Annotated in this window: 26 protein-coding genes; 4 read left to right on the forward strand and 22 right to left on the reverse strand. The window is 63.4% G+C overall.

Going from position 1 to position 23,877, the window contains the following annotated elements; genetic code table 11:
* Positions 1-3 precede the first annotated feature (3 nt).
* The 12 genes from U8330_RS02805 to ybgC form a co-directional block, all read right to left on the reverse strand.
* The gene (locus U8330_RS02805; RefSeq protein ID WP_323103638.1) at positions 4-327 is read right to left on the reverse strand and encodes a hypothetical protein; all 324 of its coding nucleotides are present in this window, start codon (positions 325-327) and stop codon (positions 4-6) included.
* Positions 328-515: 188 nt separating this feature from the next.
* Positions 516-1,355, reverse strand: a complete 840-nt coding sequence (locus U8330_RS02810) for an outer membrane protein (RefSeq protein ID WP_323103639.1) — start codon at positions 1,353-1,355, stop codon at positions 516-518.
* Positions 1,356-1,549: 194 nt separating this feature from the next.
* Positions 1,550-2,902, reverse strand: a complete 1,353-nt coding sequence (gene glmM / locus U8330_RS02815) for a phosphoglucosamine mutase (protein ID WP_323103640.1) — start codon at positions 2,900-2,902, stop codon at positions 1,550-1,552.
* A gap of 286 nt (positions 2,903-3,188) precedes the next feature.
* Positions 3,189-5,126, reverse strand: coding sequence for an ATP-dependent zinc metalloprotease FtsH (gene ftsH / locus U8330_RS02820; RefSeq protein WP_323103641.1), 1,938 nt, complete (start codon positions 5,124-5,126; stop codon positions 3,189-3,191).
* Between the two features lie 112 nt (positions 5,127-5,238).
* Positions 5,239-6,621, reverse strand: a complete 1,383-nt coding sequence (gene tilS, locus U8330_RS02825) for a tRNA lysidine(34) synthetase TilS (RefSeq protein WP_323103642.1) — start codon at positions 6,619-6,621, stop codon at positions 5,239-5,241.
* A 68-nt stretch (positions 6,622-6,689) separates the two neighbouring features.
* A complete protein-coding gene (gene ybgF / locus U8330_RS02830; protein WP_323103643.1) occupies positions 6,690-7,679 on the reverse strand; it encodes a tol-pal system protein YbgF in 990 nt (329 codons plus the stop codon).
* Positions 7,680-7,861: 182 nt separating this feature from the next.
* Positions 7,862-8,398, reverse strand: a complete 537-nt coding sequence (gene pal / locus U8330_RS02835) for a peptidoglycan-associated lipoprotein Pal (RefSeq protein WP_323103644.1) — start codon at positions 8,396-8,398, stop codon at positions 7,862-7,864.
* 267 nt (positions 8,399-8,665) lie between these two features.
* Positions 8,666-9,970: a Tol-Pal system beta propeller repeat protein TolB gene (gene tolB, locus U8330_RS02840; protein ID WP_323103645.1), complete on the reverse strand. Its 1,305-nt coding sequence runs from the start codon at positions 9,968-9,970 to the stop codon at positions 8,666-8,668.
* 45 nt (positions 9,971-10,015) lie between these two features.
* On the reverse strand, positions 10,016-11,128 hold the full coding sequence (gene tolA / locus U8330_RS02845; RefSeq protein WP_323103646.1) for a cell envelope integrity protein TolA: 1,113 nt from the start codon (positions 11,126-11,128) through the stop codon (positions 10,016-10,018).
* A gap of 10 nt (positions 11,129-11,138) precedes the next feature.
* The gene (gene tolR / locus U8330_RS02850; RefSeq protein WP_323103647.1) at positions 11,139-11,594 is read right to left on the reverse strand and encodes a protein TolR; all 456 of its coding nucleotides are present in this window, start codon (positions 11,592-11,594) and stop codon (positions 11,139-11,141) included.
* A gap of 30 nt (positions 11,595-11,624) precedes the next feature.
* The gene (gene tolQ, locus U8330_RS02855; protein ID WP_323103648.1) at positions 11,625-12,344 is read right to left on the reverse strand and encodes a protein TolQ; all 720 of its coding nucleotides are present in this window, start codon (positions 12,342-12,344) and stop codon (positions 11,625-11,627) included.
* A 286-nt stretch (positions 12,345-12,630) separates the two neighbouring features.
* Complete coding sequence (ybgC, locus tag U8330_RS02860; RefSeq protein WP_323103649.1) at positions 12,631-13,074, reverse strand: tol-pal system-associated acyl-CoA thioesterase; 444 nt, start codon at positions 13,072-13,074, stop codon at positions 12,631-12,633.
* A 123-nt stretch (positions 13,075-13,197) separates the two neighbouring features.
* Between ybgC and U8330_RS02865 the strand changes: the two genes are divergently transcribed.
* Genes U8330_RS02865 through U8330_RS02875 form a run of 3 tightly spaced genes read left to right on the forward strand, consistent with a single transcriptional unit; the run spans position 13,198 to position 16,169 of the window.
* A complete protein-coding gene (locus tag U8330_RS02865) occupies positions 13,198-14,418 on the forward strand; it encodes an NAD-dependent epimerase/dehydratase family protein (RefSeq protein ID WP_323103650.1) in 1,221 nt (406 codons plus the stop codon).
* A 9-nt stretch (positions 14,419-14,427) separates the two neighbouring features.
* Positions 14,428-15,273 (forward strand): glycosyltransferase, encoded by an 846-nt coding sequence (locus U8330_RS02870; RefSeq protein WP_323103651.1) that lies wholly within the window; start codon positions 14,428-14,430, stop codon positions 15,271-15,273.
* On the forward strand, positions 15,273-16,169 hold the full coding sequence (locus tag U8330_RS02875) for an NAD(P)-dependent oxidoreductase (RefSeq protein WP_323103652.1): 897 nt from the start codon (positions 15,273-15,275) through the stop codon (positions 16,167-16,169). Before U8330_RS02870 ends, U8330_RS02875 begins: the two co-directional genes overlap by 1 nt.
* A gap of 9 nt (positions 16,170-16,178) precedes the next feature.
* Here U8330_RS02875 and U8330_RS02880 read toward each other — a convergent pair whose 3' ends face one another.
* From U8330_RS02880 to U8330_RS02925, 10 genes are all read right to left on the reverse strand, one after another.
* Complete coding sequence (locus tag U8330_RS02880; protein WP_323103653.1) at positions 16,179-16,550, reverse strand: hypothetical protein; 372 nt, start codon at positions 16,548-16,550, stop codon at positions 16,179-16,181.
* Position 16,551: 1 nt separating this feature from the next.
* Positions 16,552-16,767, reverse strand: coding sequence for a DUF2945 domain-containing protein (locus U8330_RS02885; protein WP_323103654.1), 216 nt, complete (start codon positions 16,765-16,767; stop codon positions 16,552-16,554).
* 54 nt (positions 16,768-16,821) lie between these two features.
* On the reverse strand, positions 16,822-17,331 hold the full coding sequence (locus U8330_RS02890; RefSeq protein ID WP_323103655.1) for an NUDIX hydrolase: 510 nt from the start codon (positions 17,329-17,331) through the stop codon (positions 16,822-16,824).
* Positions 17,331-18,209 (reverse strand): metallophosphoesterase, encoded by an 879-nt coding sequence (locus tag U8330_RS02895; RefSeq protein WP_416236806.1) that lies wholly within the window; start codon positions 18,207-18,209, stop codon positions 17,331-17,333. Before U8330_RS02895 ends, U8330_RS02890 begins: the two co-directional genes overlap by 1 nt.
* On the reverse strand, positions 18,206-19,246 hold the full coding sequence (gene ruvB, locus U8330_RS02900) for a Holliday junction branch migration DNA helicase RuvB (RefSeq protein WP_323103656.1): 1,041 nt from the start codon (positions 19,244-19,246) through the stop codon (positions 18,206-18,208). Before ruvB ends, U8330_RS02895 begins: the two co-directional genes overlap by 4 nt.
* Before the next feature lie 119 nt (positions 19,247-19,365).
* A complete protein-coding gene (gene ruvA / locus U8330_RS02905; RefSeq protein ID WP_323103657.1) occupies positions 19,366-19,980 on the reverse strand; it encodes a Holliday junction branch migration protein RuvA in 615 nt (204 codons plus the stop codon).
* Positions 19,981-20,076: 96 nt separating this feature from the next.
* A complete protein-coding gene (locus tag U8330_RS02910) occupies positions 20,077-20,802 on the reverse strand; it encodes a hypothetical protein (protein WP_323103658.1) in 726 nt (241 codons plus the stop codon).
* 11 nt (positions 20,803-20,813) lie between these two features.
* On the reverse strand, positions 20,814-21,356 hold the full coding sequence (locus U8330_RS02915; protein ID WP_323103659.1) for a hypothetical protein: 543 nt from the start codon (positions 21,354-21,356) through the stop codon (positions 20,814-20,816).
* A 747-nt stretch (positions 21,357-22,103) separates the two neighbouring features.
* Complete coding sequence (locus U8330_RS02920; protein ID WP_323103660.1) at positions 22,104-22,355, reverse strand: hypothetical protein; 252 nt, start codon at positions 22,353-22,355, stop codon at positions 22,104-22,106.
* A gap of 84 nt (positions 22,356-22,439) precedes the next feature.
* Positions 22,440-23,246: a LexA family transcriptional regulator gene (locus tag U8330_RS02925; RefSeq protein WP_323103661.1), complete on the reverse strand. Its 807-nt coding sequence runs from the start codon at positions 23,244-23,246 to the stop codon at positions 22,440-22,442.
* Between the two features lie 118 nt (positions 23,247-23,364).
* Here U8330_RS02925 and U8330_RS02930 point away from each other — a divergent pair, with 118 nt between their 5' ends.
* Positions 23,365-23,694 (forward strand): helix-turn-helix domain-containing protein, encoded by a 330-nt coding sequence (locus U8330_RS02930; RefSeq protein ID WP_323103662.1) that lies wholly within the window; start codon positions 23,365-23,367, stop codon positions 23,692-23,694.
* Positions 23,695-23,877 lie beyond the last annotated feature (183 nt).

The raw sequence follows: 23,877 nt of genomic DNA on the forward strand, positions 1-23,877 counted from the left end.
CGCTTACGCTGCTGCCGTGCTGAACTGCGGGAAGACGGGAACGGCCGGATCGGCCTCCATCATCACATAGGCCTCGAAGGCGATGCCGCCGCTGGCGGCACTGTAGATCGGCGTCATCGAGCCTTCCTGCCGCTCGACGAGGGGAAGGATGGACCGACGCTGGCGGCTGAGCTGCTCGATAAGGCTGTCGACATCGAGCTCGCGGGCGAGCAGGCATTGCAGAAGGGCTGCCACCTCCTGGTCGGCCAGCATGTCGGTCGGCAGGATCTTCTCGAAGATCTGGTCGAGACCGCAATGGCCGGTGATGCGCCAGTATCGCTTGTTCATCTGTCCCTCGTTCGTCACGTTGGTGCGGATGGAGCGGCTGAAACTAGACGGCCCGGCGTGCGGAGCAAGCCGAATGCCGAGGGGAGGGCGAGGAGTGGTTAAGACAATCCTTCGCCTGTGCCAAAACGGACGAAGGCCGCCCTTGCTCGGGCGGCCTTCGGATGCGCGTCTTGGGAGGGATCAGACGCTTATTTGTAGACCGGCTGCTCGACCGGGTAGTCGGGGACATAGGCGGTTTCCGCACAGCCGTTGAAGTTGTAGCGCAGGCCGGCGCGCGCCTCGTGCAGGTAGAGACCCTTGTCGCTGCCCGGGCCGCCATTGGCCTTGTAGCCGAACATGTCGCCACCCAGCACGTGGCGGAAGCGATAGCCGACATCCGCCTGCAGGTTGCAGGTCAGGTCGATCGAGGTGCCGGCCATCAGCGCGTAGGTGAAGCGCCACTTGCGCTTGCCGTCATGGTCGAAGCTGTCGTCGCAATCATCCGGATTGCTGGTGCTGCAGCTGGTGTTCTTCAGCTTGTCCCAGCGCACCTGCGTGCCGCCGATACCGGCGCCGACATAGGGCGTGAAGGCGCCGTAGGTGCCGATGTCGACATAGGCATTGGCCATCAGGCTCCAGGCCGTGAGCGAGGAAACATCGCGCGAGGTGCAGTTGGTCGAGACACCGCAGGAGCCGGAGGTGGAGCCCGAGAAATCGGCCTTGCCGAGATAATCGAGCGTCACGTCGGTGCGCAGATGCTGGTTGATCTGGTAGCCGACGCCGCCGCCGACCGTCCAGCTGTCGTCGAGATCGGCGCGGTCGAAATCGCGAACATACCGGCCGGGGCCCTGGTAGAAATGGGCGCCGCGCAGCTTGGTGAAGGCATAGCCGACATCGCCGCGCAGATACCACCCCCCGGCAACCTCGGCGGGTGCCGCCTCGACCGGTGCGGCCTGGATGGGCTCCGGCGCGGGCTGATAGAGATCGGCGGCCATGGCCGCGGATACGGACAGCATCGTCGCGACGACGCCGATCAATACAGTCTTCATGATCTTCTCCAACGATGCCCCCGCCGGATCATGATCCGAGGCGGAAAGGTTCTTTGGAAAACATGATGAAGATTATTGGTTAAGGGCGGATTAATGGACGGGCGCGGCTGCCCTTTGCTCCTGAACGCGCGGCAAAGAAAAACCGCGCCGGCTCGAGGCGAGCGGGCGCGGTCTTGGAGGAGTGGGGCTGCGAATCAGGCGGCGTTGCGGACGGCGCCGATGACGGTCACCAGCTCGTCGACGATCGTCTCGACCTTGGTCCTGTCGTCGCCCTCCGCCATGACGCGGATCAGCGGTTCGGTACCGGAGGGGCGAATGAGCAGGCGGCCGCTCTTGGCGAGCGCTGCCTCCGCCTCGGCGATCGCCTGGCGCACGGTCAGGTCCTCAAGTGGCTTGCCGGCCGAAACGCGGACATTCTTCAGAACCTGGGGCACCGGCGTGAAGCGGTGGCAGACCTCGCTCACAGGCTTGTTCTGGCGCTTGACCGCAGCCAGCACCTGCAGGGCGGCCACCAGGCCGTCCCCGGTCGTGCCGAAGTCCGAGAGGACGATGTGGCCCGACTGCTCGCCGCCGAGGTTGAAGCCATGCTCGCGCATATGCTCGACCACGTAACGGTCGCCAACCTTGGTGCGATGGAGCGCGAGCTTGCGGCTTTTCAGATAGCGCTCGAGCCCGAGATTGGACATGACGGTGGCGACGATGCCATTGCCCTTGAGCAGGCCATCGGCGGCCCAGCTCTCGGCAATGACCGCCATCAGCTGGTCACCGTCGACGATCGTGCCGTTTTCATCGACGATCAGCACCCGGTCGGCATCGCCGTCCAGCGCGATGCCGATATCGGCCCGTACCTCGTGCACCTTTTTCGACAGAGCGGCCGGGCTGGTGGAGCCGCAGTTGAGGTTGATGTTCGTGCCGTTCGGCTCGGTTCCCATCGAAACCACGTCGGCGCCGAGTTCCCATAGAACGGCGGGCGCGACCTTGTAGGCTGCGCCATTGGCGCAATCAATGGCAATGCGCAGACCCTTCAACGTCACATCGCGCGAAAGCGTACGCTTGGCATGCTCGATATAGCGGTCATGCACGCCGTCGATGCGCTTGGCCCGGCCGATCTCGTCGCTCTTGGCCAGCTGCTGCGAGAGATCCTGGTCGAGAAGGTCCTCGATCTGGCTTTCGATATCGTCGGACAGCTTGTAGCCGTCCGGCCCGAACAGCTTGATGCCATTGTCCTCGAACGGGTTGTGGGAGGCGGAGATCATGACGCCGATATCGGCGCGCAGCGAGCGGGTGAGCATCGCCACCGCAGGCGTGGGGATGGGGCCCAGAACGAACGCATCGACGCCGGCGGCGGTAAAGCCCGCCACCATCGCGTTTTCCAGCATATAGCCCGAAAGGCGGGTGTCCTTGCCGATCACCACCCGGTGGCGATGCGCGCCGCGGCGGAAGATCGTACCGACGGCAATGCCGACCCGCATGGCGAGATCGGGGGTCATCGGGAAGACGTTGGACTGACCGCGAATGCCGTCGGTGCCGAAATATCTGCGCTTCATGAACGCTCCTCGTCATAGGGGCCGCGGCCGTGCGCATCGATCCATGCGCGGTCCGGCGAGCCTGCGCGGCCCACATCGTGTCTCAGGCGCCGGCTGCCCTCAAGGCCCGGCGGCGATCCTGCTTGTGACACAGTTTCGCGTTTTCCGGGAGCAGGCCGGCCATCAGAAATCATTACGCGATGTTACGCGCGCTGCGTTAAACATGCGTAAACTACGACTGACGCTCAACAAAAACCCTCCCGTCCGGGTGGAGGGGAGGGTTTCTTCGTTGTCGGTTTCGAAGAGATTATTGCGGCTGGGGTTCGAAGCCGCCTTCCGCTTCGCCGCTCTTGCCGCCCAGATCCTTCTTGGTGCCGGCAGATGGAACGGCCGAACCGCGGCTCGGCGGGGAATCGTCGCCCAGATCGCGGGCCGGCTTCTCGCCACGGATCAGCGATTTGATTTCCTCGCCAGTCAGCGTCTCATATTCCAAAAGGCCTTCGGCGATGGCCACGAACTGTGGATTGAGCTCGGTGATGATGCGCTTGGCTTCGTCATAGGCTTCGTCGATCAGGCGACGGATCTCGTTGTCGATCTTCTGCGAGGTCGCTTCCGAGACGTTCTTCGACTGCGACACGGAATGGCCGAGGAAGACTTCCTGCTGGTTCTCGCCATAGGCCACCTGTCCCAGCTGGTCGGAGAAGCCCCACTGCGTCACCATGGCGCGGGCAAGCTTGGTGGCCTGCTCGATGTCCGACGAGGCGCCGGAGGTGATGTTCTCCTTGCCGAAGGTGATCTCTTCGGCCACACGCCCACCCATCATGATGGCAAGGCGCGACACCATCCACTTGTAGCTCATCGAGTAGCGGTCGCCCTCGGGCAGCTGCATGACCATGCCGAGCGCACGGCCGCGCGGAATGATCGTCGCCTTGTGCAGCGGATCGGCCACCGGCACCTTGAGGGCCACGATCGCATGGCCGGCCTCGTGATAGGCGGTCAGCTTCTTCTCGGCCTCGGTCATGGCGGAGGAGCGGCGTTCCGCACCCATCATGATCTTGTCCTTGGCGTCTTCGAATTCGAGCATGGTGACGACGCGCTTGTTGCGGCGGGCGGCCATGAGAGCGGCTTCGTTGACGAGGTTCATCAGGTCGGCGCCGGAGAAACCGGGCGTGCCGCGGGCCAGAACCTTGAGGTCGACATTCGGGGCGAGCGGCACGTTGCGGACATGGACCTTGAGGATCCGCTCGCGGCCATTGATGTCCGGATTCGGCACGACGACCTGGCGGTCGAAACGGCCGGGACGCAACAGCGCCGGGTCGAGGACGTCGGGACGGTTGGTGGCGGCAATGAGGATGATGCCCTCATTGGCCTCGAAGCCGTCCATCTCGACCAGCAGCTGGTTCAGCGTCTGCTCGCGCTCGTCATTGCCGCCGCCGAGGCCTGCGCCGCGATGGCGGCCGACGGCGTCGATTTCGTCGATGAAGATGATGCAGGGCGCGTTCTTCTTCGCCTGTTCGAACATGTCGCGGACGCGGGATGCGCCAACGCCGACGAACATTTCCACGAAGTCCGAGCCGGAGATGGTGAAGAACGGCACATTGGCCTCGCCGGCGACGGAACGAGCAAGCAGCGTCTTACCGGTGCCGGGCGGGCCGACGAGCAGCACGCCGCGCGGAATACGGCCGCCGAGCCGCTGGAACTTCTGCGGGTCGCGCAGGAATTCCACGATTTCTTCAAGATCCTGCTTGGCCTCGTCCACGCCGGCCACGTCGTCGAAGGTCACCCGGCCATGCGCTTCGGTCAGAAGCTTGGCCTTGGACTTGCCGAAGCCCATCGCCCCGCGCGATCCGCCCTGCATCTGCCGCATGAAGAACAGCCAGACGCCGAGGATCAGCAGCATGGGCAGCAGCGTGCCGACATAGCTGAGGAAGCCGGACGAGCCATCCGTTTCCGGGCGAACCGTCACGGTGACATTGCGCGCTTCCAGCCGCTCGGTGAGCGCCGTATCAACCGAAGGCGCATAGGTCTGGAAGGTGGAGCCGCTCTCGGTGTAGGAGCCGACAACCTTGTTGCCGGTGATCACCACATCCTTGACGCGGCTGCCATCAACATCCTTCAGGAACTGCGAGAACGGAATCTCCCGGGAGCCCGAGCGTTCGGCAGGCTGCTGGAACATGCTGAACAGCGCGATCAGCAACAGAGCAATGATTGCCCAAAGGGCGAAATTGCGAAAATTAGGGTTCATCGAACTCCCCGGAACCTGCCATGGCCTGCCGGTGCCGGCGGCTCAATCTTTCTCGTCTAACATAGGGTTCGTAAACGGCCTTGCCAAGGCGAACAACAGGTCCGTAACCGGATTACGAAAGAACATCGTGAACTGGACAGAGGAAAAAGGGTTCACGGTCGAAGAGCGCGTCGAGACGAAGCGCGAGGATGGTGTCGAAACACGGCAAAAAGGTGTCGAAGGGTTGAAGACGCGGGGTCATGCGCAAGCTGGGCAGCATGGTGCCGCTCGCGGGATCGTGAACGGGACAGGGGAGCGTCGCGTGGGCTGCCCGGTGAACCGATGGGGGAACTAAGGCATCCGGTCCGGTGTCCAGCGTCCCGGGCGGTGCTCCCGACCTGATCGTGATCGGATCGGCGCTGTCATTGACGAGGCGGAAGCGGTTGTCCCAGTCGACCGCGGCGCCGGGCTGCAGAGTCATTTCATCCGGCAGCGCGCGGCGCTCGCGGTGAAGAAACAGGCGGGAGCCCCTGCGGTCGAAGAGGCAGCGGCTGGCGGCGAACCGGCTCCGCTCGCCGCGCAGGGCTTGAATCAACGCCGCCAAGCTCTCACGGCCGGGACCATGCGGCCGGCCGCCAAGGATGGCCGCGAGCAGGCCGAGCAGCCGCTGCATGTCCGGATCGTCGAGGCCCGCGTCCTTGAGAGTCAGTTCGGCGAGTGCGGGGCTGTGGAGACGCAGCTGTTCGGGCAGCATGGCGGCGATGCGCTGGCTGCTGGCGCGCCGTCGCCTGCCTGCGGCCTCGGCGCGCTGTAGATGGCCGTCTAGGGCGATGCCGGCCTGGCGGATACGGACGCGTTCATAGGCGGGGTTGTCATTGCTCGGGTCGTCGATCCAGCCGAGATCCTGCGTGGAGAGGAAGGCTCTGAGGTCGAGCCGCGACAGGGTGAGGAACGGGCGGGCGATCCAGATGCGGCGATCGAAGAGAACCGTCTCCGCCATGCCCGACAGGCCAAGGCTCTCTTCCGCGCCACCCGCCCTGGCGCTACGCATGGCGATCGTCTCCGCCTGGTCGTCGGCCGTGTGCCCGGTGAGGATGAGCGAGGCGCCATGGCGGGCGGCACAGCCGGCCAGCAACTGATAGCGCGCCATCCGCGCCTGCGCCTGGAGCGCCGAGCCGACGCCGTCATGCGCCCAGCGCACTGTTTCGTGGGGGATAGACCAGCGGCGGCAGAGGGCTGCGACCGTCTCCGCTTCCTCGGCAGACCCTTGCCGCAAGGCATGATCGACCGTGCAGACAGCCAGCCTATGGCGGGCTTCCGCAGCATTGGCTTTGCAAAAGGCTGCCAGCAAGGCCGTGGAATCACTGCCGCCGGAGACGGCGAGGAGCAGGTTCGTCGGTGTCGAAAGGCGGGCGAGGAACTGGCGTGCCGCCAGCAGCGCCGCATCGGCGCCTGAGAAAACCAGCGACGGGGAGGTCGGGGTTGGGAAGGGAGCGGCGTTGGCAGCGGCCATCATTTGCCCTTCGTGACCATGCAGGCCGTGCCTCACGCCAGCGGCGAGCCCGATCGCCGGCACGTGTAGCCTCAGCAGGCCAGGCGGTTCTGTTCCGACGTGACCTTGCTTTTGACGGCCTGGGAGGCCTTCGGATAACGCTTCGTCACCTCGCGCAGCGTGGCGCAGGCGGTTTCCTTGTTGTCGAGAGCAGCAAGAGACATGCCGAGCTTCAGAAGCATCTCGGGCGCCTTCGGCGATTTGCCATAGGTCTGGTGGGCGTTGAGGAAGGTCTTGGCGGAATCGTTGAACTTGCCCTGCGAATATTGCGCTTCGCCCATCCAGAAGCTCGCATCCGCGGCTTTCTCGCCCTTCGGGAAGGTGTCGAGATAATCGCGGAATTCGCTTTCGGCGAGGCTGTAGTCGCCGGACAGCACATGGCCGTAGGCCGATTGATAGAGATCGCCTGGATTGTCGAGCGACGCGGTCTGCTGCTCGGTCTCCGGCGTGGCGTTCAGGCCGGGCTCCGGCTGGCGCTCGGCATTGGCCGAAATCGGATTGCCATTGGCATCGAAGATGATCTGGCCGAGGGTTGCAGGCGGAGCGGCCGGGTTTTCCGCCGGACGGGCCGTGCGCGCGCTTGGTGCCGCGCTGGCCGTCAGATCATCGGACGCGGACGAACCGTCCGTTGCCCCTGGGGCAACGGACGCCTGGTCCGAGGTTCTGGGCGTTTCCAGCGCGCCGCTCTTCTTCGGGGCCGGCGACGACTTGCCGCTTTCCAGGTCCTGGAAGCGGAATTCGTTGTCTTCCTGGAATTTGCGGATCTGTTCCTGCATCTGCAGGAGCTGGAAGCTCATTTCCTCGATCCGCCCGTTGAGCGAGCGAATCTGTTCCTCAAGCTGCCCGATGCGCCCGGCCTCACTGGCCTGGACCTTCAGGAGCGGTGCCGTCTCGGCCGGCTTTGTCTCGCTGCGATGAAACGCCTTGTCGAGCCAAGCGGAGAGCGGCATGGCAGTCACGGGCTGGCTGAGGCCGGAGACGGCCGCAAGCCCGAGCATGGCCGCCACGACAATCTTCTTCATGTCATGAGTCCCGTTCGATGCTGGTTTCGCCGCGCAGGGGGCTGTCGAAACAACCCCTCCGCGCGACGGGCGCACAGTTTTCCATATGAGCTCAAAAAGCAACGGAGTTCGGTCAAAGTGTGACAAAAAAGAAAGGCGGCCCGAAGACCGCCTTGCCCGTCGATCCGGATGAGGACCGGTTGTTACATGTTGCCGCCGCCGAGAACGGTAACCGCGCGGCGGTTCTGCGACCAGCAGGAAATATCGTCGCACACGGCGACCGGCTTTTCCTTGCCGTAGGAGATGGTGCGCATGCGGCTGGCGGGAACGCCCTGGGACGCCAGGAATTCCTTGGCAGCGGCGGCACGGCGTGCGCCGAGAGCCAGGTTGTATTCGCGCGTGCCGCGCTCGTCGGCATGACCTTCGACGGTGATCTGGTAGTTGGGGTAGCGGGCGAGCCACTGGGCCTGGCGCGACAGGGTTGCCTGCGCATCGGCTCGGATCGAGGACGAGTCGGTGTCGAAGAAGATCCGGTCGCCAACATTGACCGTGAAGTCCTGCTGCGAGCCCGGCGTCGCGGCGCCGCCGGCACCCAGGCCGAGACCCGCCGCGTCATTCGGCATGCCGTTCTTCTTGTTGGCGCAGCCGGCAATTGCCAGCGTCAGGAACAGCGCCACCATGACCGGGTTGCGTGCGAGGGACTGCATACGGCCAGCGGCCGGAACGTGAATGCGGCTCATGAGCCGGTCTCCTTGGATCGTCTTGTCACTTCAGGGTTGCCGGACTGTAACCGGGAACGGTTAATCCCTATGCACCAAGTGTGGTTAACAGAGTGTTTTACGCCGCACAGATGGCGCGTGGTAATCAGCACTTTACGGCAAGAACGCGGCGCGCCGCCACATTTGCGGCCGCAATCGCCAGACTTCGCCAGGGACGCATCGTCCGTGCCGTCATCGCTTCCGCCCAGGGCCAAGAAAAAGGAGGCCGTCTCCGACCTCCTTGGCAGGCTATTCCAGGAGCGGCGACCAGGCCGGGTCGGAGGCGAAGCCCTGGGTTGGCACACGCTGCTCGTTGTAGCCTGTCAGGTCGATCGAATAGAGCTGCGGTCCGCCGGCGCCTGCATCCTGGCGGAAGAACATCAGCACGCGCCCGTTCGGCGCCCAGGTCGGGCCTTCATTGTGGAAGCCCGAGGTCAGGATCCGCTCGCCCGAACCGTCCGGCTTCATCACGCCGATCGAGAACTTGCCGCCCGACTGCTTGGTGAAGGCGATGAGATCGCCACGTGGCGACCAGACCGGCGTCGAATAGGAGCCATCGCCGAAGGAGATGCGGTTTTGGCCGGAGCCGTCCGCCCCCATCACGTAAAGCTGCTGCTTGCCGCCGCGGTCGCTTTCGAAGACGATCCGCGCGCCGTCCGGCGAGTAGGAGGGGGAGGTGTCGATGGCCGACGTTGAAGTCAACCGCGTCGTGGTGCGGGAGCGCAGGTCCATCGTGTAGATATTGGCATTGCCCTCCTGCTGGAGGCTCATGATCACGCGCTGGCCGTCGGGCGAGAAGCGCGGGGCGAAGGTCATGCCGGGGAAGTTGCCGACCACCTCGCGCTGCCCGGTCTCGAGCTGCAGCAGATAGACGCGCGGCTGCTGGCCTTCGAAGGACATGTAGGTGATTTCCTGCCGGCTCGGCGAAAAGCGCGGCGTCAGGACGATGTCGTTGGAATTGGTCAGCGCCCGGGCGTTCGCCCCGTCCTGGTCCATGATCGCCAGCTGGCGCTTTCGAGCCGTCTTAGGTCCGCTTTCGGCGACATAGACGACGCGGGTGTCGAAATAGCCCTCTTCGCCGGTGATCTCCTTGTAGATCGCATCGGCGATGATATGGGCCACGCGGCGCCAGTTTTCCGGCTGGGTAAAGAACTGCTGACCGGTCATCTGGTTCTGCGCGGTCGCATCCCACAGGCGGAACTCGGCCTTCAGCCGGCCGTCGCCCTCCTGCGTCACGCGTCCGGTGACGAGCGCCTGCACGTTGAGCACGCGCCAGTCCTCGAAGCGCGGCGGCGCGTCGGGGTTGGTGATCTTTTCGATGAAGGCCGCGCGGTCAATCGGCGCGAACAGGCCGGAGCGCTTGAGGTCGGCGGCCACCACATCCGAAATCTTCTGGCCGAGCTCGCCCTGCAGAAAATCGGTCACGGCGATCGGCAGCGGCTCGACATTGCCGCGGTTGATGTTGATTTCCACGCGCGCCTGCGCCGGGGAAGCAGCAACCGCCGCCATGCCGGCCAGCGCCGCGGACATCCTGAAAAAGGTGCGTCTATGCATCAGTCGAAAGCCTCTCAGCCATTCCCATTCATTGCGTGATGACGATCACATCAGCATGTCTGCTGGATCGAAATTGATGACGATTTCCTGCCAGGAATCGTATTTTTCCGGCGGCAGCTTGAAGGGCGCCGACCGGCGAACCGCGCGAACGGCTCCGCCCATCATAGCGCGCTGTGCGCTTGCGGAGCCGCCTGTCGCCGTAACTTCCGGAGTGCCGACGATCTCGCCCGCTTGATCGAGCTGAATCGTGACGGTGATGATCATGCCTTCCAGTCCATCGAGCCCCGGCACGATCGACCAGTTCTTCGAAATCATGCCCTTCAAGGCATCCATTTCGCTGGTCGACAGCGTGTTGCCGGTCGTGGTCTTTTTGCCGCCGAGCGCGGCCGGTTGCTGCGAACGCTTAGCACCGCCGCCTGAGGATTCCTGCTTGTTCAAAAGGGCAGCAACCTCGTCCGCGTTGAAGTCACTCTCCTTGGCGGAGGTCGTCTTCTTCTGCGGCTTGGGGGCCGAGTCGGCCTTGCGGTCCGGTGTCTTCGGGGTCTGGGCGGCGGCCGTCTGCTCGACCTTCGGTCGGGAAGTGGGTGCCGGCACCTTTTCCGGCAGGGCGGCTGCGTCCGGGCTTTCGGTCGGGGTCTGCTCGGCGGGCGTCGGCTCGGGCTCCGGGGTCGGCTCGGCCTTCGCCTCCGGTTCCGGCTTCGGATCGGGCTTGGGCTCCGGCTTCACCTCTTCCTTGGGCTCGGGCAGGGCGGCCACTTCGGTCGCCGGTTCCATCGGCGGCTTCTCGGTCGGCTTCACCTCTTCCTTCACCGGCTCCGGCGAAACCTCGGCGGCGTCGGTCTTGGGCGGTGCGGCCGCGGCCTGGTTCTCGACCGGCTTGGTCGAGGGCTTCGGCGGCGACTTCATGTCGATCTCGTTGTCGCCGGCATTTTCCGCCATCGGCTGGGTCTGCGGCTTCTCCGACGGTTTCGGTGCCGCCTTCTCGGCCATCGGGGCCTTCTCGTCGCCCTGCTGGACCTGCGTGATCTCGCTGATGATTTCGACCGGCACGGCCTCGACCGGCGCCACTTCAAGCGGCGCTGGACTGCCGAGCGAGACCAGTGCCCAGGTGAGCACGGCCCCATGAAGCACGGCGGATGTGGCGATGCTGCCCTTCATGCTCCGAGGCTCACTTGTCCGTTTCTTGCAGCGTGACGAGGCCGAGATTCTTGAAGCCGGCAGACGAAATGCGCGCCATGACCTTCATCACCGTGCCATAATCGGCATTGGTGTCGCCGCGCACATAGATGCGTTCCTCATAGCCGGTCTTGGCAATGGCCTCGAGCTTGGGCACCACTTCCTCGATCCCGATCGGCGTTTCCTGCAGGAAGATCTCGCCGGCCGGATTGACCGAGACGGTGATCGGCTGCGTGTCGGAATTCAGCGCCTTCGCCTGCGTTTCCGGCAGATCGATCGGCACGCCGACCGTCATCATCGGCGCTGCGACCATGAAGATGATCAGCAGAACCAGCATGACGTCGACAAAGGGCGTGACGTTGATTTCGCTCATCACGGCCTTGCCGCCGCGACCGCGCCGTCCGCGCCGCCCGCCCGATCCCTTGGAACCACCGACTGCCATGCCCATGGGGTCTCTCCCTCTTCGCCCGCGCGCCGCTTACTGCGCGGCCTGGCGCGGCTGCAGCTTTTCGTCGATCTGACGCGAGAGGATCGCGGAGAATTCGTCGGCAAAGCCTTCCATGCGCGCATTGATCTTGCCGGCATCGGCGGTGAACTTGTTGTAGGCGATAACGGCGGGAATGGCCGCCAGAAGGCCGATGGCGGTGGCAAGCAGCGCTTCCGCGATGCCCGGCGCCACGACAGCGAGATTGGTCGACTTCGAACCGGCGATCGCCTGGAACGAGGTCATGATGCCGACGACGGTGCCGAACAGGCCGACGAAGGGGCCGGCCGAGCCGATGGTGGCGAGCGAGCCGAGCTTGGATTCCAGCGTCTCGGATTCCCGCGCCAGCGTCACGTCCATGGCGCGGTCGATGCGCATCTGCAGGCCGATCGGCGAGCGGGCGCCGCGCTCGAAGCTCTTCTTCCATTCGCGCATGGCCGCAACGAAGATCGCCCCCATGCCGCTCGTCTGCCGGTCGGACAGCGTGCGGTAGAGCTCCTCCAGCGACTGGCCGGACCAGAAGACCTGCTCGAAACTGTCGAGCTGGCGGCGGATGCGGGCGTAGCGGATGGTCTTGTCGACCACGATCGCCCAGGTCCAGACCGAGGCCGCAAGGAGGCCGAGCATGACCAGCTTGACGACGAAGCCGGCCTCCATGAAGAGCGACCACAACGTCACGTCGGTCGTTGCCGCGGCCAATCCAACCTGTTCCATCGTCTCAATATCCCCGAAACCGCATGCCCGGCTCGAGCCGGTGCGTGCTCGAGGCCAGGTCGCTCAACCATTCATGTCGCAAGATCGCCCCGGCCGCCCGCCGCTCGTCGCGAAGGCGCGACACAAGCTTCCAAAGCAGCCTTCTTTAGGAGCAATCTTGGTCAAAGGATGACGTGCGACGCACAAAACCCTGTGGCGCAGCAAAATCCTGAGGCGGGCAGTAAGACATCATTATGGTTAAGGGATTGTTACCGACGGTGCAGACACCGGTATCGCACCATTGACCCTAGCGGGCGCCGAGGAACTGGCGGGCGAGGGACTCGGGCAGGCGGCGCGGCCGGCCGGAGGCGTTGATGACCGCGATGATCACCCGCGCCTCGATCAGAAGACGCGCCTCGCAGCGGATGGTTTGCGTCAGAACCATCTTGGCGCCGCCGGCCTTTTCGGTGGTGGTGTCGATGGTCAGGATATCGTCCATGCGCGCCGGCTGGCGGAAGTCGATCTCCATGCGGTGAACGACGAAGACCAGCCCCTCGGCATCGGCATGGCGCAGCGCGCTCTGCTCGACGCCGAGACAGCGCAGATAGTCCGTGCGGCCCCGCTCGAGGAAGTGCAGATAGCGGGCGTGATAGACCAAGCCGGAGAAGTCGGTGTCCTCGTAATAGACGCGCTGCTCCAGCCGGTGGCCGGCGCCGACCAGCTGGCCGGCAAGGGCGGGGGTGTCGGTCATCCACAGCTCTCCTGTTTCGTCCTTTTGCTCCATGGCGCAAAGCTTGCATCGCGGCAAGCATTGAACAATTGTCACATTTTCTATCTACAGCCGAAGTCCTGGAAAAATCGTTCGGAGAGCGCCATGAAGATTGCCGTGATGGGCGGAGACGGATTCATCGGCTGGCCAACGGCCCTGCATCTCTCCGATGCCGGCCACGAGATCCATATTCTCGACAATCTCTCGCGCCGCTGGATCGACACTGAGCTTGGCGTCCAGTCGCTGACCCCGATGGATTCGATCCAGGAGCGCACGCGCATCTGGCATCAGGAAACTGGTCGCCGCATCCATTTCCACCTGATCGACCTTGCTCGCGACTACGAGCTTCTGAAGAACTGGCTGGCAGAGCATCGCCCGGATGCGGTCATCCATTTCGCCGAACAGCGCGCCGCGCCCTATTCGATGAAGAGCGACCGTCACAAGAACTATACGGTCAACAACAATGTCTCGGCCACGCACAACCTGCTGAACGCGCTGGTGGAGCTTGGGCTCGATGCCCATCTCGTCCATCTCGGCACCATGGGCGTCTATGGCTATTCGACCGTCGGCGCGGCCATTCCCGAAGGCTATCTGCCGGTCGGCATCGAAACGCAGAGCGGCGAGACGGTGAGCCAGGAGATCCTCTACCCCTCCAATCCCGGCTCGATCTACCACATGACGAAGTGCCTGGATCAGCTGCTCTTCCAATTCTATGCGAAGAACGACGGCATCCGCATCACCGATCTCCACCAGGGCATCGTCTGGGGTACCCATACGGAGCAGACGCGACGCCACGAGCAACTGGTCAACCGCTTCGACTATGATGGCGACTACGGCACGGTGCTCAACCGCTTCCTGATCCAGGCGGCGATCGGCTATCCGCTGACCGTGCATGGCACGGGCGGCCAGACTCGCGCCTTCATCCACATCCAGGATTCGGTGCGCTGCATCGAGCTCGCGCTGAACAACCCCCCGCAGCGCGGCGCCCGCGTCGAAATCTTCAACCAGATGACCGAGACGCATCGGGTGCGCGACCTGGCGGAAATGATCGCCGCGATGACCGGCTCGCGCATCGCCTGGCTGCCCAATCCGCGCAAGGAAGCGGCGGAAAACGAGCTGGTGGTCAAGAACGAGAAGTTCCTGGAGCTCGGCCTTGCGCCGACCAAGCTGAAAGACGGGCTTCTGGCCGAGATCGTCGATGTGGCCAAGCGCTATGCCTACCGCGTCGACCGCAGCCGCGTGCCGGCCGTTTCCGCCTGGACCAAGGATCTCGCCGCCAAGGTCGATCACGATCCCGAAGGCCGCCGCCTGAAATCGGTTTCCTGAGCCGACGCCATGTCCGGGGCGCGATCGACTCTTCCGCCGGCCCGTCACGCCGTCGTGACGCTGGTCACCAATGCGGACTATGCGTTGGGCGCAACGGCGCTCGTCCACTCCCTGCGGCACAGCGGCACGGCCGCAGACCTCGTCATCCTCCATACGGGGGGTGTCGAAGCCGGAAACTTGGAGCCGCTGACCGCTGCCGGGTGCCGGCTTATTCCTGTCGAGCATCTGCCGCTGTCAGAGGCGTTCAACGCGCGCCATTCCCGCAGCGCCATCCACGCCGGTAAGCCCTTCACCAAGGGCCGCAAGCCGCTCTTCCATTCGCCGCTCGACAATTTCTGCAAACTGCGGCTTTGGGAGCTGACGGAGTATGAGCGCTGCCTCTTCATCGATGCGGACGCGCTGGTGCTGCAGAACATCGACCGGTTCTTCGCCTTTCCCGAGTTCTCCGCGGCGCCCAATGTTTACGAGGGTCTCGCCGATTTCCGCCGCCTGAACTCCGGCGTCTTCGTCGCGCAGCCGAGCACGGCCACCTTTGCCGCCATGCTGGAGCGGCTCGACCAACCGGACGTGACCTGGCCGCGCACCGACCAGAGCTTCCTGCAGGCTTTCTTCCCGAACTGGCATGGTCTGCCGGTCTATATGAACATGCTGCAATATGTCTGGTTCGCGCTGCCGGAACTCTGGCATTGGCCATCGATCGGCGTGCTCCATTATCAATACGAAAAACCCTGGGAGCGGGATCATCCGAAGGCGCAGCAGCTCAAGACGTTGATCGAGCTTTGGCATGCCTTCCACGACAATCGCGGCATCCCCGACATTGCCGCGCTGCCGGGCCCTCCGGAGCGCGCCGGCTGATGCGGGTGCTGGTGTCGGGAGCAACGGGTTTCGTCGGGCGGTTCATCGTCGAGCATCTGGCCGAGGCCGGTGAGACGGTGATTGCCGGCTGTCGCCGCGCACCGGCGGCCGGCTTCTTCTCGCATCCGGTTAAAACGTGTCCTCTCCATCTCGATCCGGCGCTCGATCAATCTTTCCTCTTCAGGGATATCGATGTCTTCGTTCATGCGGCCTTCCAGCACGTGCCGGGGCGCTATCGGGGCGGGGAGGGGGACGATCCGGAGGGATTTCGGCAGGCCAATGCGGCCGGTTCGATCCGCCTGTTCGAATCGGCGCGGGCAGAAGGCGTTTCGCGATGCCTGTTTCTCTCGAGCCGCGCCGTCTATGGCCGCCAACCGCCCGGCGTGGCGATGACGGAGGAGACGCCGGTCGATCCGGCCAGTCTCTACGGGATTGTCAAGCTCGAGGCCGAGCGGGCGCTTGCGGCGCTCGACACCGAGGGTTTTGCGACGGCCAGCCTGCGGTCGACCGGCGTCTATGGGGAAGGCGCGCCGGGAAGCGGCAACAAATGGACGCCGCTTCTAGCCGATTATCTAATGGGGGAGCCGGTTGCGGACCGGATCGGAACAGAGGTGCATGGCGACGATCTTGCCGCTGCCATTCTCTGCCTGATCCGGGCGCCTGCGGACAAGATGCGCGGCGTCTTCAATGTTTCGGATATTCTGACCGGCTACCGGGACGTTCTCTCCATCGCCGCGGACTCGCTCGGCACCGGCCATGCGCTGCCCGAAGCAGCGGATCGATCGCAGTTCAACGCCATGGAGACGGCGCGCCTGCGCGCGCTCGGCTGGCAGCCTGGCGGTAGGGCAAAGCTTGAAGAGACGGTGCGGCGGATGGCCGCCGCACATCGGGTCTGACCGATTGTCTCAATGTGTCGTCTTCTTCTTCGACGATGTCTTGGACTTGGTGCCGTTCTCGGATGAGCCGAGCTTGGCCTTTTCCTTTTCCACCCAGTCCTTGCCGGCGTCGCCGCCCCAGAGCAGCCAGGCGACATAACCGGCCGACGGGTTGTCGTCATCGCCGAAATTCTTGGCCCGCTTGTCGACATTGTGGCGGGCGAAATAGCTCGCCATGCGCTTGACGACTTCGTCCGAGAGGTGCGCGCGGTTCTTGAGATCGCGGGCGCGCGAAACGCCGATCTCGGTTCCGCCGCGCCCGAATTTTTCGCGCAGCTTCAGGCCTTTTTCCGCAGCCTTGGCGACGGCTGCCGGCGGAACATGCTCCGATTGGGTGCTCATCTCAGGCATGCTCCAGTTCCGAGTGGCTCTTGAGAACCTTGTCGCCGTCTTCCTGCTTGATCAGATAGGCGGGATCGTCCTTCGTGGCCTTGCGCTTGATTCTCGAGCCCTTGATGGTCCGCTCGACATCCTCGGTGAAGCTCTCCTCCACCTTGCCCTTGGCCGTGCCGTTGCCCCACTTCCAGGAAACGCTGGCGCCCTTGCGATAGGTTGTCATCTTCTTCTCCTTCTCGACTGCCTGCAAAATGCGGAAGGCGCGGAAGGAGTTCCCTCACTTGGCGTCGAGATTCCCGTCATGCCAGATCAGATGACGCGGCGTTTCCGGCAGCGTCTCGATCGTTTCGGCGATGAAGTAGGGGGGAATGTCGAGCGCCTTGAGCGACGCCGTCGTCGCCTCCGCCCATTTGAATTCCAGATCGTTCTTGCCATCGCGGTTGGTGTGGACGATGGCGGAGGGATGGAAGGGAAAGGAGTCCGGCAGGCGCATGCGGTAGTAGAAGCCGATCTCGTGATAATCGCGGTTCTCGTAGCGGAAGAAATTTTCGACCGTCCAGAGCAATTGCTGGACCGTCACATCGACACCCAGTTCCTCCCGCATCTCCCGCCGCAGCGTTTCGTCGGACGGCTCGCCGATCTCGGCGCGACCGCCGGGAAAGCTCCAGAACAGCTCGTGCGTGGCGCGATGAACGAGCACATGGCCATCGCGGAAGGCGAGGCCGGCGATGCGGAAATTGAAGCGCCGTTCGCCGGAATCCAGGCGCACCATCTTGCGCTTGGCCATCAGCCGATCTCCACCACGGTCAGTTCCGGCGGCGAACCGAGCCGGATGGGAAGCAGCGAAGTGCCGAGCCCGCCCGACACCACCAGATGCCGTCCCTCTTCGACGATATGGCCATAGGCATAGCGGTTGCCGAAGCGGGAGGGCACGATCGGCGCATAGCCGAACAGGCGGATCTGTCCGCCATGGGTATGGCCGGAGAGGGTCACGGCGACCCGCTCGGGCACCCTCGGGAAGATATCGGGCTCGTGGGCCATGAGGATCACCGGCGCCGTGTCACTGACCTGGGCGAGCGTGCCGGGCAGATCGTCCATGCCGAGGCGCGGCCCCCATTGATCGGCAAGACCGGCCAGCCAGAATGGTTGCCCGTCCTTTTCCAGCCGGACAACGCGATTGTCATAGACCGGCACGCCGATGGCGGCGAGCGCCCGGTGCGACAGGGTCGGCCCGTTCTCCAGCGCCAGGGGGCCTGGGTCGTCGAACCAATCGTGGTTTCCCATGATTGCATGCACGCCAAGCGGCGCAGCAAGCGTGGCCAGCGCCGCGCCCCAGGCGTCCGGCGCGACCGGGCCGAAGGAAAGCCCCATGCTGGAGATGAAATCGCCGAGCAGCAGGATCATGTCGCCCTCAAGCGCATTGGCCTGTCGGCAGATGGCGGCGATCCGCGCCGCCGGCATATACGGTTCGCAGGCATGAATATCGGCAATCAGCACGAGGCGGAGCTTCAGCCCATCCGGCCAGGCGCCCGGCCGGATGCTGTAGCGGGCGACGCGCGGCGCGGCGCGGGCCTCGATCCCGGACCCATAGGCCCCGGTGGCCATCCCGGCCAGCAACAGGCCAACGGCGCTCTTCATGAGGCCGCGGCGGGTGAAGAGCCTCATTCGTCCTCCTGGAACAGGCGGAACTGGCTGGCTTCGAGATCCTTCGGCACCGTCAGTCCCAGATGTTTCCAGGCATTCGCCGTCAGCACCCGGCCGCGCGGGGTGCGCTGGATGAAGCCCTGCTGGATCATATAGGGCTCGATGATGTCCTCGATCGCATCGCGCGGTTCGGAAAGGCCGGCGGCGATGGTTTCGATCCCCACCGGGCCGCCGCCGAAATTGAGCGCGATCATGGTCAGGTAGCGCTTGTCCAGCTGGTCGAGGCCCATATTGTCGACGAGCAGCCGGGTGAGCGCCTGGTCGGCGATCTCGCGGGTCACCTGCTCGGCGCGGGCAACCTCGGCAAAATCGCGCACGCGGCGCAGCAGCCGTCCGGCGATCCGCGGCGTACCGCGCGAGCGGCGGGCGATCTCGCGCGCGCCGTCATCGCTCATCGCCAGGCCCATCAGCCGCGCGCCGCGCCGCACGATCGATTCGAGCTCCTCCACCGTGTAGAAACTGAGGCGAACCGGAATACCGAAGCGGTCGCGCAGCGGCGTCGTCAGCAGGCCGAGCCGCGTCGTGGCGGCGACCAGCGTGAACCTGGCAAGATCGATCTTGACCGAGCGCGCCGCCGGCCCTTCGCCGATGATGAGATCGAGCTGGTAATCCTCCATGGCCGGATAGAGAATTTCCTCCACCGCCGGATTCAACCGGTGGATCTCGTCGATGAACAGCACGTCGCGCTCTTCGAGATTGGTCAGCAGCGCCGCGAGATCACCAGCCTTGGCGATCACCGGACCGGAGGTAGACCGGAAATTGACGCCGAGCTCCTTGGCCATGATCTGCGCCAGCGTCGTCTTGCCAAGCCCGGGCGGGCCGACGAACAGCACGTGATCCAGCGCCTCGCCGCGCATCTTTGCCGCTTCGATGAAGATCTTCAGGTTGGCGCGGGCTTCCGCCTGGCCGGTGAACTCGTCGAGCGACTGCGGCCTGAGCGCGGCATCGGCATCCTCGCCGCGCTTGTCGGCGGAAACGAGGCGGGGGGGCTCGGTCATCAAGGCTCTTCCAATGCGGGATGTGGATCGACTGGCCGGCAGTGCCGGACGGAACGCAGGGGTCGGCGCAGCGCGGCGCAGCAGGTGGCGAACTTAAAAGGAAACGCCGCTCGGCACAATCAGCGCGACAGTTCCTTCAGGCCGAGCCGGATCAGCGTCGCGCTGCTGGCGCCTTCGCCGCCGGCCTTCATGGCCGCCGCCACGGCGCTGGCCGCCTGGTCGCGCGAATAGCCGAGATTGGTCAGCGCGGAAACGGCATCGGCCACCGGCGCTGGCGCCACGCCCTCGCCCAGCTCCTGCTTCAGGCCGATCGCCGGCCCCGCTTCGCCGGCGAAGGCGGGCGCCTTGTTCTTCAGTTCGGTCAGGATGCGGATCGCCACCTTCGGTCCCACGCCGGGCGCGCGCGAAACGGCGGTCTTGTCCTGCAGCGCGATCGCATTGGCAAGGTCGCCAGGGGTGAGCACCGACAGCACGGCCAGCGCCACTTTCGATCCCACGCCCTGCACGCTCTGCAGCAGGCGGAACCAATCACGCTCGAGCGCGCTCATGAAACCGAACAGACGCAGCTGGTCTTCGCGCACATAGGTCTCGATCTGCAGCACCGCCGCCTCGCCGACCGAAAGCCGGGAGAGGGTGCGCGACGAGCAATAGGCGACATAGCCGACCCCGTGCACATCCACCACCACATGATCCTCGCCGATCTCGTCGACCGTGCCCTTGAGCTTGCCGATCATGCCGCCTCTCCCTCACCCAACCACGACCCACCGCCGCAGCCCCTTCGCTAAGCGACTCGCGGAGAAAGCGCTACTGGAGGGGGTGGTTAGATCCAGTTAAGCGGCCAATCGGTAATCGTGTATCTCCGACCTAGCCGCGATGACTACATCAGCAGATGATGAAAGGATCCTCCGCAACGACGCATCCGTCCGCTCATAATCCGAGAGAACGATCGCTGTACGGGGGCGGTCGAACATGGCAGAAATGTCACCGACCTTCATGTTGGCAGACGCCACTGAGGCGTAGGCAGGCGAAACAAGTTCGAAAATCGCTGTCAAGCGCTCGTCTTGGAACACCGCCGCATCGACTTCCCAGGACTTGCTGGTCCCTGGAACATTGACGTCGAACGACGCGGCCGGCCCAAACGCTTCCTTGATGCGCTCGACAAAGAGCTCGTGCGAAGCCTTCGCGCGGTGCTTGTCTAGCGCGGCCAACGTCTTCTCGACAGATATGGCCGAAGCATTCGCAATCATCGCTACTGCAGCCGGTAACTGGCGCTTTTCGACCCGAAGCATGAAAAATGAGCGCATATCGCATTCAACGGAGAAGCGTTTTGCCACATCCGTCGCAAGTCGAGCGAAGGTCAAACCCGCGCCAAACATATCTGCGGTGAGGCGAGCTTGCCCGTCGTCTGAGACAAAGAAGTATTCGCCGTCTTCGTCTAGCCTCACAACAACGCTGGTGCCATTTGCGTATGTCACGGGCGTGGTGATGAATGCTGTACGACCTTCAACCAAAGCATACGAGAGGGATCTCGCGACGTCCTCAGCGATCGTGGTCAAGCTCTGAACTGTCAAACCAACTGTGGCGACCATGGCGGCGGCGGCACGTCCTTAATATCAGAGCATTTCCAGACTTGACTGCAGAAAAGGAGATAAGCCTCGAAACTGGTAATCGTTTCCGGTAAAGGGAAGGCTATTCCCGGTTGATGCTGCAAAAAGACCGCCACGGCTTGCCTGCGGTTCACGGCGTATGGATGCCACCTATCAAGATAAGTGGCAAGGCTATGTTCCTCGTCAGCGTAGCGCGGATTGTGGTGCGGCCTTCTCGGCCTCCATTCAACCGGATTTATCCGGATCGCTCTGCCAAAGGTTGCCGCGGACCTGACTTCGATATGCCCGTAGACATCGCGTTCCCAGACATCTGCCGGCGTTATCAGCCTGACCGAGACACCTCCGCCCAGCGTGCCTCCAAGACGAAGTGACGTTGTCCACTGTAGTGTCCCCGTCGTTCGCTGCAGGAGCAACTGCCACTCCGAGAAAAAGTCGACCGTTTTCTCTGCTGCGTCAACAAGATCGAGATGAGCAAAAAAACGGTCGGTTTGCTCCGGTGTCAAGAAATCCCCCATCGAAGGCAGCGACCATAACAAGCCCTTGAATTCTGGAGTAGCGAACCGGCAATTTGTACCTTTATCCGCTCAAAGTAGGCTTGCATCACAAAGGAAAATAACATTCCAACAAGTTCAAGCTTCAAGCTTCAAGCGTCGTGCCCAGCTCTGCGCAATAAAGCGCATATCAGAAATATAAGCAATATCGGCGGCCGGGAGCAATCAACTTGGCAACGAAGCTTATTTAAAGCATTCGTTGTCCAGGATTGACGCTTGAGGGTGAAAGCCGAATTTGAGTTCTGCCATGACTGAGATGGGCATGCTGCACCTTCCAGCCGATGGATGGCAAAGTGTTGTTTGTCACCGCTAACCGGAAAACCGGGATCAGCCGGGATTAAATGATATTGCGTGGGAAGTCGTTGTAAGTGCTTGAGATTTACCATCGCGCTTAGAGCGGCGGCGGCGGAGTTTTTGACACGCGATCCGATGGAAATCTTCGGCCACGCGGCGGATTCGCCCAAATTGGCTGCGGCTGTGAGGACGGCCTCAAAAACCGTTGAGCGGCCTTTGAGGCGCCTTCAAGCCTCTGTTTTCTAACAGTTCGACAGTCGCTGAGGGACGGGCCAATCCGTGCTCTTGTTGCTGTGTCTGGCCTGCTAGTCTCAATTTCAAGAATGACGTCGCGTCATTCTTCCGCGTTTTCCAATAAAAACAGCAGCTTGGCTGTTATGAGGCGCGTTCTAAGAATGACGTCGCTTAGGCGGCCATATCCTCGATGACGTTCATCACCTGGCCGAACTCCTTTATCAGCCGCGGGCTCGTCATGTAGCCGTTCTCCTCATCAACGAGGACGGCGATCGCTGAAGCACCGAGGTTGTAGCGTGCCATGCTCTCGGCGATCCGCTCCGCCGACCCCTCGTTGCTCGCCTGCCGCATTTCGCCGAGGATGATCGATCCTCGCGGACCTTTGCGGAACGGGATGACGATGAACTTCTCGACGATCTTCATGAGGAACACCTAACTTTGCGTTGCGGATGTTCTTAGTTTGTTCTCGTCTCAAATTGGAGTCAATCCGCCCTGTGGAAAACATTCCTATACCCGCTTGGGGAGCGCGATGATCATCCGCTCAACCTGCCCGACCACCTTTGCCGAGTTGATCTCGTCCTCCTCGAGACGGATCGGCTGATAGCGGGGATCGCTGTTGTCGGACTGCCAGGTGAGCGACCCATCATCTCCCCACGACGCTCGTTTAACCAGCATCGTGCCGTTGATGGAGACGACATACAGGGTGTCGTCGAAGACTTCCCGACGCCGCGTATTTGCGACCACCGTGTCTCCAGACGCCAGAGTCGGGTACATGCTGTCGCCCAGGATCTTGAACATCAGCATGTCCTCTGGCCGCATGCCGAGGACTCGATCGGCGAACTCGTCGAGCTCGAGGCCCTCGCCCCGCGTCTCGGATGGAGGAACATACCCGCCGCCTGCGGACACGTAGTTGTCGGCAAACCACCGAAGTGTCTTTGGCGGGCGAGGTTCCGAACGTGGCGGCGGCACGCGAGGGCGGCGTGCGGTGGCTTCTGCGACCTCTTCGATCGTGTCGACAAGCTGCTGCACGATCTTTGCGTCAACCTTCAATGGTTCAGGCTCGTTAGCCGCGTCTCCGAGATGCTTTGGCCCGATGCCAGTTAGGACCCAGCCCGGATTGATGCCCAACGTTTGAAATTGGAGCAGCGTCTCTCCACTCGGGGTGCCTTCGCCACGTTCGATCTTCTGCCACCCGCGTAGCGAGATGCCCAGCAGGTCGGCGATCGCCTGCTGTCCAAGCCCTTTCTCCGTGCGCACGGCCTTAGCACGCTCAGCGACCGTGTTCTGCCCATCGATAGCCATTTCGATCAACATGCACTTTTGTGCTTGTTAAAGAGCACAAAAGTGCATATCCTTTCTGTGTTCACAGACTGCATCACCCCAAAAAAGGAGGCCGGCCAGGGCCTCCCCATCTGGATCAAGGATTCCACTTATGCATCGCGCTCCCAAAGGGGACAAGATCAGCCGTGCCGAGCACCGACGCCTCAAGGAAGTCGGTCGCATCAAGGAACGGTTGATCCTCGCCAAGCTGACGCTCGCCGAGATCGACAAGGCCTATAATCTGCCTGCTGGAACCGCTGGAAATGCGGTCCATGAACCCCACCTCGCCGGCGAGCGCGCCATTGCTGCTGCGCTCAAGACCCGCCCCGAGCTGCTCTGGTTCACCCGCTATCACAGCGATGGCCATCGCCTTTCTCCCCAGCCTTCCGAGAACTACCGCCACGGTCGTCGCGGCGCCTCCGAACATCATGAGGCCGCGTGATGGTGGGCGCGAACGAACGACCGTCTGCTCTAGCCTACCGCGACGCTTGCCGCAGGGACTCGAAGTCCCCGGCCGTCAGTCACGGCGCCGTCCGCGCCACGACTGAACTCTCTCGCATTTCCGCTGTCGCGCCTATGGCGAAACGTCAGGGCGATTTTGGCAGCAATCCCTTCATCCCGTCAC

Source organism: Rhizobium sp. CC-YZS058 (genome assembly GCF_034720595.1).
Classification (GTDB): Bacteria; Pseudomonadota; Alphaproteobacteria; order Rhizobiales; family Rhizobiaceae; genus Ferranicluibacter.